The 16,625-nt window shown below is 55.7% G+C and carries 17 protein-coding genes; 13 read left to right on the forward strand and 4 right to left on the reverse strand.

Going from position 1 to position 16,625, the window contains the following annotated elements:
• The first annotated feature begins 71 nt into the window (after window positions 1–71).
• The gene (locus tag EM595_RS14950) at window positions 72–575 is read left to right on the forward strand and encodes a M48 metallopeptidase family protein (RefSeq protein WP_067433795.1); all 504 of its coding nucleotides are present in this window, start codon (window positions 72–74) and stop codon (window positions 573–575) included.
• On the opposite strand, the gene EM595_RS14955 is transcribed toward EM595_RS14950, so the two are convergent.
• Window positions 572–2,260 (reverse strand): chloride channel protein, encoded by a 1,689-nt coding sequence (locus tag EM595_RS14955; protein WP_067433798.1) that lies wholly within the window; start codon window positions 2,258–2,260, stop codon window positions 572–574. The genes EM595_RS14950 and EM595_RS14955 overlap by 4 nt on opposite strands.
• 146 nt (window positions 2,261–2,406) lie before the next feature.
• Here EM595_RS14955 and EM595_RS14960 point away from each other — a divergent pair, with 146 nt between their 5' ends.
• From EM595_RS14960 to sstT, 3 genes are all read left to right on the forward strand, one after another.
• Window positions 2,407–3,405, forward strand: coding sequence for a Gfo/Idh/MocA family protein (locus EM595_RS14960; RefSeq protein ID WP_067433800.1), 999 nt, complete (start codon window positions 2,407–2,409; stop codon window positions 3,403–3,405).
• Window positions 3,406–3,657: 252 nt separating this feature from the next.
• Window positions 3,658–4,629, forward strand: a complete 972-nt coding sequence (locus tag EM595_RS14965) for a TerC family protein (protein ID WP_067433802.1) — start codon at window positions 3,658–3,660, stop codon at window positions 4,627–4,629.
• Between the two features lie 237 nt (window positions 4,630–4,866).
• Window positions 4,867–6,087: a serine/threonine transporter SstT gene (sstT, locus tag EM595_RS14970; protein ID WP_067433806.1), complete on the forward strand. Its 1,221-nt coding sequence runs from the start codon at window positions 4,867–4,869 to the stop codon at window positions 6,085–6,087.
• Between the two features lie 42 nt (window positions 6,088–6,129).
• Here the strand turns inward: sstT and EM595_RS14975 are convergent, their stop codons facing one another.
• The 3 genes from EM595_RS14975 to uxaC are packed head-to-tail and all read right to left on the reverse strand — an operon-like array spanning window position 6,130 to window position 10,483.
• Window positions 6,130–7,620, reverse strand: a complete 1,491-nt coding sequence (locus EM595_RS14975) for a UxaA family hydrolase (protein WP_067433809.1) — start codon at window positions 7,618–7,620, stop codon at window positions 6,130–6,132.
• A 5-nt stretch (window positions 7,621–7,625) separates the two neighbouring features.
• A complete protein-coding gene (locus EM595_RS14980) occupies window positions 7,626–9,065 on the reverse strand; it encodes a tagaturonate reductase (RefSeq protein WP_067433812.1) in 1,440 nt (479 codons plus the stop codon).
• Window positions 9,066–9,067: 2 nt separating this feature from the next.
• Entirely contained in the window at window positions 9,068–10,483 is a 1,416-nt protein-coding gene (gene uxaC, locus EM595_RS14985; protein WP_067435539.1) for a glucuronate isomerase, read from the reverse strand.
• A gap of 385 nt (window positions 10,484–10,868) precedes the next feature.
• Here uxaC and EM595_RS14990 point away from each other — a divergent pair, with 385 nt between their 5' ends.
• From EM595_RS14990 to EM595_RS15030, 9 genes are all read left to right on the forward strand, one after another.
• Window positions 10,869–12,173: an MFS transporter gene (locus tag EM595_RS14990; protein WP_067433815.1), complete on the forward strand. Its 1,305-nt coding sequence runs from the start codon at window positions 10,869–10,871 to the stop codon at window positions 12,171–12,173.
• 90 nt (window positions 12,174–12,263) lie between these two features.
• On the forward strand, window positions 12,264–13,037 hold the full coding sequence (exuR, locus tag EM595_RS14995) for a transcriptional regulator ExuR (protein ID WP_067433818.1): 774 nt from the start codon (window positions 12,264–12,266) through the stop codon (window positions 13,035–13,037).
• A gap of 317 nt (window positions 13,038–13,354) precedes the next feature.
• Entirely contained in the window at window positions 13,355–14,032 is a 678-nt protein-coding gene (locus tag EM595_RS15000) for a DedA family protein (protein ID WP_067433821.1), read from the forward strand.
• Window positions 14,032–14,418, forward strand: coding sequence for an EnvZ/OmpR regulon moderator MzrA (gene mzrA / locus EM595_RS15005; RefSeq protein WP_067433825.1), 387 nt, complete (start codon window positions 14,032–14,034; stop codon window positions 14,416–14,418). The genes EM595_RS15000 and mzrA overlap by 1 nt, the downstream gene beginning before the upstream one ends.
• Window positions 14,419–14,602: 184 nt before the next feature.
• Complete coding sequence (locus EM595_RS15010; protein ID WP_067433828.1) at window positions 14,603–14,977, forward strand: DUF1090 domain-containing protein; 375 nt, start codon at window positions 14,603–14,605, stop codon at window positions 14,975–14,977.
• A 39-nt stretch (window positions 14,978–15,016) separates the two neighbouring features.
• Complete coding sequence (locus EM595_RS15015) at window positions 15,017–15,322, forward strand: ElaB/YgaM/YqjD family protein (RefSeq protein WP_067435542.1); 306 nt, start codon at window positions 15,017–15,019, stop codon at window positions 15,320–15,322.
• 2 nt (window positions 15,323–15,324) lie between these two features.
• The gene (locus tag EM595_RS15020) at window positions 15,325–15,723 is read left to right on the forward strand and encodes a phage holin family protein (protein WP_082691672.1); all 399 of its coding nucleotides are present in this window, start codon (window positions 15,325–15,327) and stop codon (window positions 15,721–15,723) included.
• Entirely contained in the window at window positions 15,720–16,016 is a 297-nt protein-coding gene (locus EM595_RS15025; RefSeq protein WP_067433831.1) for a YqjK-like family protein, read from the forward strand. Before EM595_RS15020 ends, EM595_RS15025 begins: the two co-directional genes overlap by 4 nt.
• 207 nt (window positions 16,017–16,223) lie before the next feature.
• Window positions 16,224–16,616, forward strand: a complete 393-nt coding sequence (locus tag EM595_RS15030) for a DoxX family protein (protein ID WP_157883927.1) — start codon at window positions 16,224–16,226, stop codon at window positions 16,614–16,616.
• Window positions 16,617–16,625: the final 9 nt, after the last annotated feature.

Here is a 16,625-nt window from a genome sequence, read left to right on the forward strand (position 1 = left end):
GGGGCGCAGTATATACCCAAATCCGGCCGGGTGGCAGTAAAGCGCACGACCGGATGTATTCAGGACCGACTATGTCATCACTTATCTATCTTCAGGGCTATCCCGAATCGGTGTTGCAGCAGGTGCAACAGCTGATCGACAAACGGCAGCTGGCCCGAGTGCTGCAACAGCGCTATCCCGACGGGCATACGATTAACAGCGATAAAGCGCTGTATGACTTCACCCAGGATATCCGTCAGCGTTACCTGCGGAATGCGCAGCCGCTGAGCAAGGTGCTGTATGACAGCAAAATCCGCGTCATGAAACATGCGCTCGGCCTGCATACCGCGATTTCACGCGTGCAGGGCGGCAAGATGAAGGCCAAGGCGGAGATCCGCGTAGCGACGCTGTTTCGCCAGGCACCGGAACCCTTTTTGCGCATGATCGTGGTGCATGAGCTGGCACACCTGCGCGAAAAAGATCACAACAAAGCGTTTTACCAGCTCTGCTGCCACATGGAGCCGAACTACCACCAGTTTGAGTTCGATACCCGCCTGTGGCTGACGCAACAGCATCTCGAAGGGCGCGAGGGTTAAAGAAACTCTTTGGCTTTCTGAATCAGGCTGGTCTTTGTGAGCGCGCCCAGAAACAGACGATCCTGCGGATTACTCAGCACCGGCAGACGCTCCAGCGTGACGCGGGCAAACGCCTCCCAGCCTTCACGCACGCTCTGATTCTGATAGACGCAGGGAAAATTATCGTCCATTACCGTCAGCACCGGCGACTCCAGCGTAATCTCCTGATCGAGAATTTTTCGCGAAATATCGTGAATCGATACCACGCCAAGAAACTGCTGGCGATCGTTGATCACGTAAACAAAACGTTCGCGTTTCAGTGAGCTGACCGCTAAAGCCTGACCCACCGATTCATGGGGCTGTAGCGCGGCACCGGGAATAATCAGCTGTGAAATAACGCTGTTATCAAAATCGAATTTGGCATCGGCGCGGTTGAGATGGCGGCCTACCACCGGATAGGTGCTGGCGGCATGCAGCTGATAAACCACCATGGTCGCCAGCACGGTGGCGATCATTACCGGAAAAAGCAGGCTGCTGTTGAGCGTCATTTCCAGCACCATCAACATCGCCATCAGCGGTGCCTGGCTAACCGCCGCCAGCACCGCGGCCATGCCAATCGCCGCATAAATTAATGGATTCTCTATCGGCAGCCCCAGTTGTCTGGCAACGGTGGCCAGCGCCACGCCGAGCAGTGCGCCAATCAGCAGCGACGGCGTGAACAAACCGCCCACGGCGTTGGACCCTACCGACAACGCGGTAGCAGCCATTTTCAGCACCAGCAGAAGCAGGATACCCGGCAGCAGATAGTGCCCCGCCATCAACTGCACGATAATTTCATAGCCGTTGCCGAGAATATCGGTCGTGGCAATCGCCAGTATGCCCACCGCCACGCCACCCAATCCCAGCCGCAGCGGCAGCGCGCGAATGTGCGAGAACAGCTTTTTCGAGCGGGCGATCAGCGCCAACAACAGCCAGCCTGTCGGTCCGGCCAGCAGTGCGATCAGCACGGTCAGCGTCAGCGAGCTGGGATCCATGGTGAAATTGACCTCGGCCAGCGGATAAAGCGCTGAGCGAAAGCCCAGCGACCACATGGTCATCACCGCGGTCGCCGCAGCGATAATGAGCGGTATCAGCCGCTGCAGCGCAGAGATACCGAAGGCGATTTCAGCAACAAAAATCGCCGAAGCGAGCGGCGCATGATAGACCGACGCCAGCCCCGCCGCCGCCGCCATCGCGACCACATCGCTGTTACGCAACGCCAGCGAGGCGGAAATGCAGCGGCCCAGCAGACTGCCGCACAGCGCCGAGAGCTGCACCATCGGCCCCTCTTTACCGATCGACGCGCCGCTGCCAATACTGGCAATCGACGAGAGCGCACGAAACAGTGAGGTTTTTCCCGGCACTGCATCCAGCCGGGCGTTGATCACTTCAAGATAATCAGTATTGACCGTTTCGCGCTTTTCAATGTCCACCGCAAAGCGCAGAAACCAGCCGGCGATCAGGCCGCCACCGCCCACAATCAATGGCCAGACGTACCACGGCCACACCCGCATCGCCTGGGTAATTTCATCGCCCGAGTTAAACAGCAGCTGATTGATTAATTCGATCAGGCCGCGAAAGGCCAGCGTCACCAGCGAGGCGGCACAGCCAACCGGTATCGCCACCAGCACCGCCGCCCAGCTCAGAACATGCTTATTACTGCTCACCTTTTATCCTTTCGTCTGTCCGTGATGGGTCATCATATTGGAATGCGGATCGCACTATCAAATGCGCGTCGCGGCTGCACATTGCGCCGGTCATTGTGCGTGTTACCCTGCCGGTTCGACTCACCAAAAGGGAAGATTGCCCGGCTATGATTCGTTTCGCCATTATCGGTACTAACTGGATAACCCGCCAGTTCGTTGACGCCGCCCATGAGAGCGGCCGTATGAAACTGAGCGCGATTTATTCCCGCCAGCTGGAGCAGGCCAGGGCGTTCAACGCGGATTACGACGTCGAGTTGCTGTTCGACTCGCTGGAGGCGATGGCGCAATCGCCTGCCATTGATGCCGTCTATATTGCCAGCCCCAACGCCCTGCACTGCGAGCAGGCATTGCTGTTTCTGCAACACAAAAAACACGTTATCTGCGAAAAGCCGCTCGCCTCACACGACCGCGAAGCTGAAGCGATGATCGCTGCCGCCCGACAGAACCAGGTGGTGCTGTTTGAGGCCTTTAAAACCGCCAGCCTGCCTAACTTTTTGGCGCTGCGCGATGCGCTGCCGAAGGTGGGTAAGATCCGTAAGGTACTGCTGAATTACTGTCAGTATTCATCACGTTATCAGCGCTACCTGGACGGCGAGAATCCCAATACCTTTAATCCCGCCTGGTCAAATGGCTCGATCATGGATATCGGCTATTACTGTCTCGCCACCGCCATCAGCCTGTGGGGCGAGCCGCAACGGGTGCAGGCGCAGGCGTCGCTGCTGCCGAGCGGCGTGGATGCGCACGGCACGGTGGTGATGACGTACGGCGACTTTGAGGTGACGCTGCGCCACTCTAAAGTCAGCAACTCGCACCTCGCCAGCGAAATTCAGGGCGAAGCGGGTACGCTGGTCATTGAGAAAGTGGCGGAGTGCCAGAGCGTGATGTTTTACCCCCGCGAAGGCCAGCGTCAGGATTTCAGCAAACCGCAGCATATCAACACCATGCTGTATGAAGCAGAGCGTTTTGCCACGCTGGTGGCGGCACAGCAGGTTGAACATGACGGGCTGGCTCTGTCGCTGGCCACCGCGCGTCTGCTTACCGAGATACGTCGGCAGACCGGCGTCTGTTTTCCCGCCGATTCGTCAATTGCGACAAAGGTTGTGTAAATATCTCTAAATATGAATGGTGACCATTGATAAAGGCGCAGCGCTGACATAACTTACGCTGCAGCAAAGGGGAGTAACTTGTCATCCAATGGGCCGTCATTACGGTGCTCTGCACCCGGTCGTTGGGCAACAGGAATAGCGTGCTATTTCGGTTGTGAGTGAGACCTTGCCGAAAGGCGAGGTCTGCTTGAAAAATTTAAGCGGCTGCAGTCTTTCGATAGCAGCCGTTTTTATTTGATACAGGATAAGATTATGAACTCAGTCGGCACACCCCTGTTGTGGGGCAGTTTTGCTGTCGTCGTCATCATCATGCTGGCGATTGACCTTCTTTTGCAGGGACGGCGCGGTGCCCAGACCATGACCTTTAAACAGGCAGCGGTGTGGTCACTGATTTGGGTTTCCGTTTCTCTGCTGTTCAGTGCGGTTTTCTGGTGGTATCTCGACGGCTCTGCTGGTCGCGAAATCGCCAATACGCAAACCCTCGCCTTCCTTACCGGTTACGTGCTGGAAAAATCACTTGCCGTTGATAACGTCTTCGTCTGGCTGATGCTGTTCAGCTACTTTAGCGTGCCGGCCAATCTGCAGCGCCGTGTGCTGATTTACGGCGTGCTGGGCGCTATCGTGCTGCGCACCATCATGATCTTCGCGGGCAGCTGGCTGGTTACGCAGTTCAGCTGGATCCTCTACATCTTCGGCGCGTTCCTGCTGTTTACCGGCGTGAAAATGGCGATGGCGCACAATGAAGATGCCTCTGCCGTCGGTGATAAACCGGTGGTGCGCTGGCTGCGCAGCCACCTGCGCATGACTGACACGCTGGAAGGTGAAAAATTCTTTACCCGTCGCAACGGCGTGCTGTTTGCCACCCCGCTGCTGCTGGTACTGATCATGGTGGAACTGAGCGACGTTATTTTTGCCGTCGACAGCATTCCCGCTATTTTCGCCGTCACCACCGATCCCTTTATCGTGCTGACCTCGAACCTGTTCGCCATTCTCGGCCTGCGCGCCATGTACTTCCTGCTCGCTAACGTGGCAGAACGCTTCTCAATGCTGAAGTATGGCCTGGCGCTGGTGCTGATTTTTATCGGTATCAAGATGCTGATCGTCGAGTTCTATCACATCCCGATAGCGGTTTCGCTGGGCGTGGTAGGCGGTATTCTGGCGGTAACATTGCTGATCAATGCCTGGGTAAACCGTAAAAATGACCGTAAAGGGTTAACCAAATAATCTGTTGAAGGGGCGCGCGTCGCCCCTGTTTTATTTTGCCTTGCCCGCGCTTTACCCCGTCATATAGTGTCACGGCGTTTTCAGGCAGAAGATTGCCGCATTGCCGCGTCGCCGCCCGACAGAATTTATCCTTTCCCTGCTATCGCATTTCCTTATACTTCCCCCGCAAATGCACTGAGCTTCCTACGTTTCTGGCCGGTTAATGCTGAAACGGGGAACCCAAAAACGGTAATCGTGATGAATAAAAAGGAATCCGGACTGGCTCGTCGCCTGATGACAATGAGCCTGGTTCAACAAATCGTTATTGGCCTGATCGCCGGTATCATTCTGGCGGGCGTGTCGCGTGACGCGGCGCTGGCAGTGGGCCTACTGGGCGAACTGTTTGTTAACGCGCTGAAAGCGGTGGCGCCGCTGCTGGTATTAGTGCTGGTGATCTCATCGATTGCCAACCATCAGCAGGGACAGAAAAGCAACATTAAGCCGATTATCATGCTCTATCTGCTCAGCACCTTTTTCGCCGCGGTGATTGCGGTGACCTTCAGCCATCTGATTCCGCAAACGCTGATTCTGTCGGTGGAAAAAAGCACCATTACGCCGCCTTCAGGGATTACCGAAGTGCTGCGCGGTCTGCTGATGAGCATGGTAGCGAACCCGATTACCGCCCTGATGAACGCTAACTACATCGGTATTCTGGTTTGGGCGATTGGTCTGGGACTGGCGTTTCGCCACAGCCGCGACAGCACCCGCGCCTTTCTGAACGACGCCTCCGATGCCGCCACCTGGCTGGTGCGCTGTGTGATTCGCTGTGCGCCGATCGGTATTTTTGGTCTGGTGGCCTCGGTGCTCGCCTCATCAGGTTTTGGCGCGCTATGGCAATATGCCCACCTGCTGACGCTGCTGCTCGGCTGCATGATTTTCATGGCGCTGGTGATTAACCCGCTGCTGGTGTTCAGCAAAATTCGCCGTAACCCTTATCCGCTGGTGTTTACCTGCCTGCGTGAAAGCGGCGTCACCGCCTTTTTTACCCGCAGTTCTGCCGCCAATATTCCGGTGAACATGGCGCTGGCGAAACGCTTAGGCCTGGATGAGGATACCTATTCGGTGTCGATTCCGCTGGGCGCGACCATCAGCATGGCGGGTGCGTCAATCACCATTACCGTGCTAACGCTGGCGGCGGTCAATACGCTGGGTATCGCTATCGACGTGCCAACTGCGATTCTGCTGAGCCTGGTGGCATCACTGTGCGCTTGCGGTGCATCCGGCGTGGCGGGGGGGTCGCTGCTGCTGATCCCGGTGGCCTGCAACATGTTTGGCATTCCCAACGATGTGGCGATGCAGGTGGTTGCAGTGGGCTTTGTGATTGGCGTGCTGCAGGATTCCGCGGAAACCGCGTTAAACTCCTCCACGGATATTCTGTTTACCGCCGCCGTCTGCCAGGCGGACGCGGAACGCGCATAAAAAAGGCGGCCAGCAATGGCCGCCTTTTTTTATCATCGTGCTTTACAGCGTCACGCCGCTTTTAAAAATTGCCAGCTCACGGAAATCATTGATTTCGTTTTTAGCCGGTTCACCATTGGCAATCGCCACGATGGTATCGACAAAATCCTCCAGCATCGCCTCCATGCTCAGACCGTTAATCAAACGACCAGCATCAAAATCGATCCAGTGCGGCTTTTTCTCCGCCAGCGGTGAGTTGGTGGCAATTTTTACTGTCGGCACAAAGCCGCCATAGGGCGTGCCGCGACCGGTGCTGAACAGCACCATATGGCAGCCCGCGCCCGCCAGCGCGCTGGTCGCCACCGCATCATTACCGGGCGCACTGAGCAAATTCAGCCCGTGCTGTTTTAATCGCTCGCCATATTTCAGCACGTCCACCACCTGGCTCTGCCCCGCTTTCTGCGTGCAGCCCAGCGACTTCTCTTCCAGCGTGGTAATGCCGCCTGCTTTGTTGCCCGGCGACGGGTTTTCATAGATAGGCTGCTCATGGGCAATGAAGTAGCGTTTGAAATCGTTAATCATTGCCACGGTTTTTTCAAAGGTCGCCTCATCGCGACAGCGGCTCATCAGAATACGTTCGGCGCCAAACATTTCCGGCACTTCGGTCAGCACGGTGGTGCCGCCATTGGCGATCATCTGATCGGAGAAACGACCGAGCAGTGGATTGGCCGTAATACCCGAGAGGCCATCGGAGCCGCCGCACTCAAGGCCAAACTTCAGTTCGCTGAGCTTGCCCGCTTCGCGACGGTCATTACGCATTGCCGCATACAGGCGATGCAGCTGTTCCAGCCCCGCTTCCACTTCATCATCCTGCTGCTGGCAGATCATAAAGCTGACGCGCTCGCTGTCATACTCGCCGAGCGTTTGTTGAAACACATCGACCTGATTATTTTCGCACCCCAGGCCAATCACCAACACCGCGCCAGCATTCGGATGTCGCACCATATTTTGCAGCATGGTACGGGTGTTTTCATGATCCTGGCCGAGCTGAGAGCAGCCAAACGGATGACTGAACAGATAAACGCCATCAATGCCTTCGGCGTCGTGGGTCTCTTTCAGAAACCGCTGCAGGATTTGCCGGGCGATGCCGTTCACGCAGCCAACGGTGGGTAAAATCCACAGCTCGTTGCGAATGCCGACTTCACCGTTCTGGCGACGATAGAGCTGCACGTCGCGATCCCCCGCCTGCGGTGGCAGCGTCACGAAGTCCGGCTGATACTGATACTCATCAAGATCGCTGAGGTTGGTGCGCGCATTGCTGGAATGAATGATTTCACCGGCGGCAATCGGCTGCGTTGCGTGCGCAATCGGCAGGCCATATTTGATTACCAGCGCATCGGTGGCGATCGGCGTGAGCGCAAACTTATGCCCACGCGCCACCGCCTGCGGCAGGGTCAGCGTGTGGTCGTCGAGCGTAAGCGCTGTGCCTGAATCGAGATCGCAGAGCGCAACGGCGACATTATCGCGCGGGCTAATTTGGATAACTTGTTGCATAGGGTTTACCTCAGTTGCGCCACGGCGGCACGCATTCCCTGCGTGACAATAGCTTGTAAGTGCTCACTAACGGCTTCTGTTAAGCCTGGCATCTGTGACAGATCGCTGCCCCAGTGCGCCGACTGGCTCAGCACCTGCGCCACCAGAGCCGGTAAATCATCGCCATATTCCGGCCACCACTGAGCAAAGCGCGTCAGCCAGATCTCATCGTCCTGCAACGGATAGTGCTCGCTGTTACGCTGGCCACGATAAAAAGCGATCAACGCCGCCAGCGCAAAGGTCAGGCGCACGGGCCAGATGCCGTGCTGCTGATGCGAGGCCAGCAACTGCGGCAGTAAACGGGTGCGGAACTTGGTCATGCCATTTAGCGCAATGGCGAGCAGCGCATGCTGAATAAAAGGGTTACGGAAGCGTCGCTGTACCGCATCAGCAAAGGCGTGCAGCTCGTTTTCCGGCAGATTAAGTGTGGGAATAATCTCCTCACGTAACGTGCGATCGACGAAACCTGCTATCTCCGCATCCGCCATCGCTTCACCAACGTGATCCAGCCCGGCCAGAAAGGCGACCGGCACCAACGCGGTGTGGGCACCATTGAGAATCGCCACCTTCTGCTCTTTCCACGGTTTAATATCGCTGACCAGCCGCACGGACGGCGCTAAATGCGCCAGCTTCAGTTCGTCCGCTACCTGCTGCGGGCCCTGAATCACAAACTGGTAATAGACTTCACCCGCCACCAGATAGCGATCCTGATAGCCCAGCTGCTGTTCGAGCGTTGCAGCATCCTGCGGATAACCGGTGACGATGCGATCCACCAGCGTGTTGCAGAAAATATTGTGCTCCCTGACCCACGCGCTGAACGCCTCTGGCAATTGCCATTGCGTTGCGTAACGCAGCACCAGCTCACGTAGCGTGGTGCCATTGTCGTCAATCAGTTCACAGGGCAAAACGATCCAGCCGCGAGCAGCATCGCCAGCAAAATGCTGGAAACGCGCCCACAGCAGCTGCGTCAGCTTGCCAGGAAAGCTGCTGGCGGGACGGTCATCAAGCGTATCCTGCTCAGCAAAGGCGATGCCTGCTTCCGTGGTGTTGGAGAACACAAAACGCATATTGGGATCCTGCGCCAGCGCGATAAAGGCCGCGTACTGCGTGAACGGCTGAATCTCCCGCTTCACCGAGCGAATCAGGCGCGAGGTATTCACCACCTCACCGCGCTCATCAAGGCCGCGGATCAGCGTGGTATACAGGCCATCCTGCTCATTCAGCGTACGTTCGCCCGCCCGGTTGCGCGGCCTGACCACCACAATGCCCGCATCCAGATCGTGCTGCTCATTGAGCACGTCGATCTGCCAGTCGATAAAGGCGCGCAAAAAATTGCCCTCACCGAACTGGATAATGCGATCCCTGTGCTGGCGGCCCGGAAAATCGTTACGATTCAGCCTGTTCATTTTTACTCTCCGAGCTCAATGCCAAAATAATCGCGGGCATTATTGAAGCAGATGTTCTGCACCATGCTGCCCAACAGCGCGATATCGTCCGGCGCCTCGCCGCGTTCCACCCAGCGTCCAATCATTTGGCAGAGCAGACGACGGAAATATTCGTGTCGCGTATAGGAGAGAAAACTGCGGCTGTCGGTGAGCATGCCAACAAAGCGGCTGAGCAGGCCAATCTGCGCCAGCTGCGTCATCTGCCGCTCCATGCCATCGAGCTGATCGTTGAACCACCAGGCGGAACCAAACTGCATTTTTCCCGGCTCGCCTTCGCCCTGAAAGTTACCGGCCATGGTGGCCAGCACTTCGTTATCGCGCGGGTTCAGGCAGTAAAGAATGGTTTTCGGCAGCGCGTTCTGGCGGTTTTGCGCATCCAGCAGGCGCGACAGCGGCTCCGCCAGCGGGCGATCGTTGATGGAGTCAAAGCCCACGTCGGGGCCTAACAGGCCAAACTGCCGCTGGTTGGTGTTACGCAGCGCGCCGATGTGATACTGCTGCACCCAGCCGCGGCGCGCATATTCGCTGCCCAGCCAGACCAGTACCGCCGTTTTAAACTGGGCAATTTCATGCGCCTCCGGCACCGAGCCGTTCAGGCGACGGGCGAGAATGGCATCCAGCTGCGCGTCATCGGCTTCGGCAAACAGCACGACGTCTAACGCGTGATCGGAGACCTTACAGCCATGGGCGGCAAAATGGTCAAGACGCACGCTCAACGCGCGGCGCAGATCGTCAAACCGCTGAATGGCCACATCCGCGGTTTCTGCCAGCTTGCCGATGTAACTGACAAAGGTTTCTGCTTCGATATTGAAGGCTTTATCGGGGCGCCAGCTCGGCAGCACTTTGACGTCGAAGGTTTTATCCTGCGCCAGCGCGTGATGGTGCTGCAAATCGTCGATGGGATCGTCAGTGGTACCGACCATTTTCACCTTCATCTGCTGCATGATGCCGCGCGCGGTGAAGTTATCCTGCGCCAGCAACGCATTACACTCATCCCAGATCGCATCCGCGGTTTTTTCCGACAGCAGCTTACCGGTAATGCCAAACGGCCGGCGCAGTTCAAGGTGCGTCCAGTGATAAAGCGGGTTACCGATGGTATGCGGCACGGTGCGCGCCCAGGCATCAAATTTCTCGCGATCGCTGGCGTTGCCGGTGCAGTAGGCTTCTGCCACGCCGTTGGCGCGCATCGCTCGCCATTTGTAGTGATCGCCTTTCAGCCAGATGTCGTACAGGTTGTTGAAGCGGTAATTTTCGGCGATCTGCTGTGGCGGCAGATGGCAGTGGTAATCGAAGATCGGCTGATCGGCGGCGTAGTCGTGATAAAGCCGCCGGGCATACTCGCTATCCAGTAAGAAATCTTCGCTCATAAAACGTGACATATCGCTGCGTCCTCTGTGATGGCTCACTTCGTCAATATCCACAAAAGTTATCATACCAATTGCCCGCGCTGCAGCGTTACTTTTGCGAGTCTCTTCACATTAATGATCTTAAATTCACCGCGATAAATTGCAAAACGGGCCGCCGAGCCGCTCCACAGGCGGTTCATGACCGAACTTTACCTTTCCATACAAAAGCAGTGGCTTTTGTGATGGTCTTCAACTTTTAAATTTGTATGACAAGTTAATGTCTTTGCGCCGCCCCGATGGGTTGGCCATAACAACAAGAAACAGGGAGCACGGGCGTTTGCTGATGGTTACCAGAAGCGGATTCACGCCACCAACAGCGCGGCTAGCCGCACTATGACAAACTGGAAGAGGTTAAAAGATGCGTAAGATCAAAGGGCTTCGCTGGTACATGATTGGGCTGGTCACCATCGGCACGATTCTCGGCTATCTGACCCGCAACGCGATTGCCGTGGCGGCGCCCACGCTGGAATCCCAGCTGCACATAACTACTCAACAATATTCCTATATCGTTGCCGCCTATTCAGCCTGTTATACCGTGATGCAGCCGGTGGCAGGCTATGTGCTGGATATTCTCGGCACCAAGATTGGCTATGCGGTATTTGCTATCGCCTGGGCACTCTTCTGTGCGGCGACGGCGCTGGCGGGCAGCTGGGGCGGGCTTGCACTGGCACGCGGCGCGGTGGGCGCGGCCGAAGCGGCCATGATTCCGGCGGGGCTGAAGGCCAGCAGCGAATGGTTTCCGGCAAAAGAACGCTCGATTGCCGTGGGCTACTTTAACGTCGGCTCATCAATTGGCGCGATGCTGGCGCCGCCGCTGGTGGTCTGGGCCATTGTTGCGCACAGCTGGGAGATGGCGTTTATCATCACCGGCGTGTTGAGCATGATCTGGGCCATCTGCTGGCTAATTTTTTACAAGCATCCGAAAAAGCAGCCGCATCTTAGCAATGATGAACGTGATTACATTCTGGCTGGTCAGGAAGCGCACCATCAGCTCGGCAATGCTAAAAAGATGTCCGCCCGGCAGATTCTTCGTAATCGCCAGTTTTGGGGCATCGCCCTGCCGCGTTTTCTGGCTGAACCCGCGTGGGGCACCTTTAACGCATGGATCCCGCTGTTTATGTTCAAGGTTTACGGCTTTAACCTGAAGGAGATTGCGCTGTTTGCGTGGATGCCGATGCTGTTTGCCGATCTCGGCTGCATCGTTGGCGGTTATCTGCCACCGCTGTTTCAGCGCTGGTTCGGTGTTAACCTGATTGTCTCACGTAAATTAGTGGTCACTATGGGCGCGGTACTGATGATTGCTCCGGGCACTATCGGCTTATTCACCAGTCCTTATGTGGCAATCGGCCTGCTGTGCGTCGGCGGCTTTGCTCATCAGGCGCTGTCAGGCTCGCTAATTACCCTCTCTTCGGATGTGTTTGGCCGTAATGAAGTGGCTACCGCCAATGGGCTGACCGGGATGGCAGCATGGACCGCCAGCACGATGTTCGCTCTGGTGGTGGGTGCCCTCGCCGATACGCTGGGCTTCAGCCCGCTGTTTGCCGCGCTGGCGGTGTTTGATCTGCTGGGTGCCGTGGCGATCTGGACCATACTGCAAAACAAAACCGCGACCGAACTGACCGCTGAAGAAAAGCCCCTCAACGCTGCCCCGCTGCAAAGCTAATCTTTTACGGGCCAGAACGCCTGGCCCGTTTCCCTCTTTTGCCCAAAGTGGTATAACAACTCCCGTCACGGTCATTACGGGAACGGTGCTATGGAACTGAACGAATCAAGACGTCTTTATCAGCAACTCGCCGCTGAGCTTAAGCGCCGCCTCGAAACCGGCGTTTATCAAATTGGTGAAAAGCTGCCTGCTGAGCGCCTGATCGCTGATGAAATGGCCGTGAGCCGCACCGTTGTCCGTGAAGCAATTATTATGCTGGAAGTGGAAGGCTACGTTGAAGTGCGCAAAGGCTCCGGCATTCACGTGGTTGCCACGCAGCAGCAAAACCGCATTACCACCTCCAGCCAGTTAGAGTTTGCCACTTTTGGTCCGTTTGAATTGCTACAGGCGCGTCAGCTGATCGAAAGCAACGTGGCTGAATTTGCCGCTACGCAGATTACCCGTCAGGATATTATGCAACTGATTGATATTCAGGAGCAGGCGCGCAAAGAAGACCACTTTCGCGATTCCGAATGGGATATGCAGTTTCATGTCAAAATCGCCCTTTCGACGCAAAATACCGCGCTGGCCGCTATTGTGGAAAAAATGTGGCTGCATCGCCTGCATAATCCCTACTGGTTAAAACTGCATGAGCACATCGATGATCGCTCTATTCTGAGCTGGTGCGGAGATCACGACCAGATACTTAAAGCGCTGATGCGTAAAGATCCCGCCGCCAGCAAACTGGCGATGTGGCAGCACCTGGAAAACACCAAGCAGATGCTGTTTAACGCTACTGCAGACGACTTCGAGTTTAATGTTGATCGTTACATGTTTGCCGAAAATCCGGTGATCCTGCTGGATAAAATGCCGGAAAATCGCTGAAACATTCAGCGTGAAAGGGTCAAACTGTCTTAAATAGTGTCAGCCTGTGTAAAGCTCCTTTCCCCCTGGGACGACTCAGAGTAAAACTCCGATTCCGTCCTGTTTAATTCTGTCTCAGGCCGCTGTTTTTTGTTACAGTTGCCAGCCTTTTCTTACCTTTTGCGACAGAATAAGAAAAGTAACGCGTTTTATGTTCATTTCAGGACGGAACCTGAAAAGCCCGTCGGGTGTTTGAGCTCCTATAATGACAACTAACCCTCAACGCCCGCTGCCGCCCGTTTCCGGGCAAAGTAAACAATGACGTTCAGGATAAGTTCATGGATATTTTAAAAGCATTGCTGCATGCGCTCTGGCAGCAGGATTTTGAGACCCTGGCTGACCCTCATCTGGTCTGGGCCATCTATGGCGTGCTGTTTATGATCCTGTTCCTTGAGAACGGATTGTTGCCCGCCGCGTTTTTACCTGGCGACAGCCTGCTGATTCTGGTGGGCGTACTGATCGCCAAAGGCACGATGAATTTTCCCCTTACCCTGTTTATCCTCACTACCGCCGCCAGTCTTGGCTGCTGGGTCAGTTATATACAAGGGCGATGGCTCGGCAACACGCCGACGGTGCAAAAATGGTTATCCCATCTGCCCGCACAATATCATCAGCGGGCACACAGCCTGTTTCATCGTCATGGCCTTTCGGCGCTGTTAATGGGCCGTTTTATCGCCTTTGTCCGCACCTTATTACCCACCATTGCTGGCCTTTCCGGCCTGAGCAACGCGCGTTTTCAGTTCTTTAACTGGGTTAGCGCCTTCCTTTGGGTGCTGATTTTAACCGTTTTAGGCTTCGCGCTGGGCAAAACGCCTATTTTTCGTCGTTACGAAGATGAGCTGATGTTTTGCCTGATGCTGCTGCCGCTGGTGTTGTTGGTGGTGGGACTGGTGGGCTCTCTGGTCGTTCTGTGGCGCAAAAAGTATGGAACGCGCAATGAGAAAGGAAATTCCTGATGAACCCGCTTCGCTCTTCCCGCCGCCGCTGGCTGCCGTGGATGCTGGCCGCCCTGCTTGCGATACTGACCATCAGTGTGCTTACCCCGCTGATGCACAGTGAAAGCGGCCTGCAAATTCGTGTGGCTCGCCAGAATGGCACCTTGCCGGATGGTTTTTACCTTTATCAGCAGCTGAATGCCCAGGGGATTCAGATTAAAAGCATCACGCCCGATCGCGATGCGTTGATCATCAAATTTGATTCCGCCGAACAGAGTCTGGCCGCGCAAAAAGTGTTGCGCCAGCTGCTGCCGGGCGGCTTTACCGTTGCTCATCTGCATGATGGCGAGACCGCCCATCAGCTCGCGCTGTCGAGCCGGGCAGGTTCCGATTCATCGCTGAGTTAGCGTCTGTTTTCCGGCCCCAGTGCCGGAAAGCGTCTGCAATGCCTCTTCTTCCGCACCGCGCTTTGAGCTTTTCTCAATCCCTGTCTATGCTTACAGAATAATTCTGTTTCGCTTGTGACGAACCGTCGTCAGCGTTATGCGGAACTGGAGGTTGGGTATATTTAACAAAGGAAGGTTACATCCAATGAAACTCCGCTATATTTTTTGTGCTGGCCTGCTCGCGATCTCAGCCTCATCTCAGGCAGCGGAAACGCTGTGTCAGCAGAAAGAGCAGAACATCAAACATGAGATCGACATGGCGCGTAAGCACGATAATCAGCGTCGCGTCAACGGACTAGAGCGAGCGCTCACGGAAGTGCAGGCGAACTGTTCAGACAGCCAGCTGCACGCCGCTCACCAGGAACGCATCAAAGCCCAGCAGGATAAAGTGGCCGAGCGCGAACGTGAGTTAAAAGAAGAGCAGGACGACGCCAAAGATCAGAAAAAAATAGCAAAACGTCAGCAAAAACTGGATGAAGCCCGGCAGGAGCTCACTACCCTGCAAGCTGAACCTTATTAAAAAACCCGGACCTTATTACCGATGCAAAAGGAGTTTCCCATGTCTAAAGATACTACTTCAGAACATTTGCGCGCTGAGTTGAAAAACCTGGCCGACACGCTGGAAGAAGTGCTGAGCAGCTCAACGGATAAATCAAAAACTGAACTGGATAAGCTGCGCACCAAAGCACGTGCGGCGCTGGAAGATTCACGTCAGCGTCTGGGCGATTCCGGTGAGAAACTGGTTCAGACCACGCGTGAAGCTGCCGGTCGTGCAGACGAATATGTACAAGATAACCCGTGGCACGGTGTCGGCATTGGTGCCGCGCTGGGTGTCGCACTGGGTATCCTGATCGCGCGTCGCTGATTATGCCTGATAACCAGCAAAGCCACGGCCCGGGCAAAGGGGTCATAAACATCGGACAGCGCGTGCTTACCACGCTGGTCGGCATGGTTGAGACTCGTGTACGACTGGCAGTGGTCGAACTGGAAGAGGAGAAAGCAAACCTCATTCAGATGCTGATCATGATTGGCCTGACAATGCTGTTCACCGCGTTTGGATTAATGAGCCTGATGGTGCTGATTATCTGGGCGGTGGATGCGCAATATCGGCTGATGGCGATTGGTATCACCACCGGGGTTCTGCTGCTGCTGGCGCTGATATTTGGTCTGTGGACGCTGCGCAAATCGCGCCAGTCAACGCTGCTTAGCGCGACGCGCAAAGAGCTGCACAGCGACCGTCAGGTGATGGAGGATCGTCATTCATGAGTAGCCGCCGTGATCGTGAAGCGCGTAAGGCGCGGTTGTTGAACGAAATTCAGCAGCAGCGTCTTGATCTGAGCGCCGCGCGTCGCGACTGGCTGATGACTACCGCACAGTACGATCGCAGCTGGCTGACTTTTGTCAGTATGCGTCGTTATCTGGCGATAGGCAGCAGCATTCTGGCTATCTGGACGGTGCGCAAGCCGCGCAAATCGCATTTCCTGCTGCGCTGGACCAAACGTGGGTTCGGCCTCTGGAGTAGCTGGCGTCTCGTCCGAAAAAGCCTGCCACAGCGCTAACGCTCATCTCCCACGCCAGGCTATCCCAGCCTGGCGTTCTTTTATCAATTAAACTGAATGACTTCGACAGTTTATCTTGCTTACAAAGCCTCTTACCGCTAGCTATTATCTGCCTCAACAACAACGAAGCCGCGCAACAGGCGCCAGGCTGCTGTTATTTAACGATGGCGCACTCGTCGCCAGCCATTATTCTTATTGGGGTAGATGATGAAAAAATTAGAAGATATCGGTTTTCTGGTGGCGCGTGTTTTGATGCCAATCCTGTTTATCAGCGCTGGCTGGGGCAAAATCACCGGTTATGAAGGTACCGCACAGTATATGCAATCGGCTGGCGTGCCTGCGTTCATGCTGCCGCTGGTCATTCTGCTGGAATTTGGCGGCGGCCTGGCGATTCTGTTTGGTTTCCTGACCCGTTTTACCGCCCTGTCGACGGCAGTGTTCACCATTCTGACCGCCTTCCTGTTCCACAGCCATTTTGAAGTGGCAGGCAACGAGATCAACTTTATGAAAAACCTGTCTATTGCCGGTGGCTACCTGCTGCTGGGTATTACGGGTCCAGGCGCCTTCAGTATTGACCGCCTGCTCGGTAAAAAGTGGTAAAAGCCACGC

The sequence above is a fragment of the Duffyella gerundensis genome (assembly GCF_001517405.1).
Classification (GTDB): domain Bacteria; phylum Pseudomonadota; class Gammaproteobacteria; order Enterobacterales; family Enterobacteriaceae; genus Duffyella; species Duffyella gerundensis.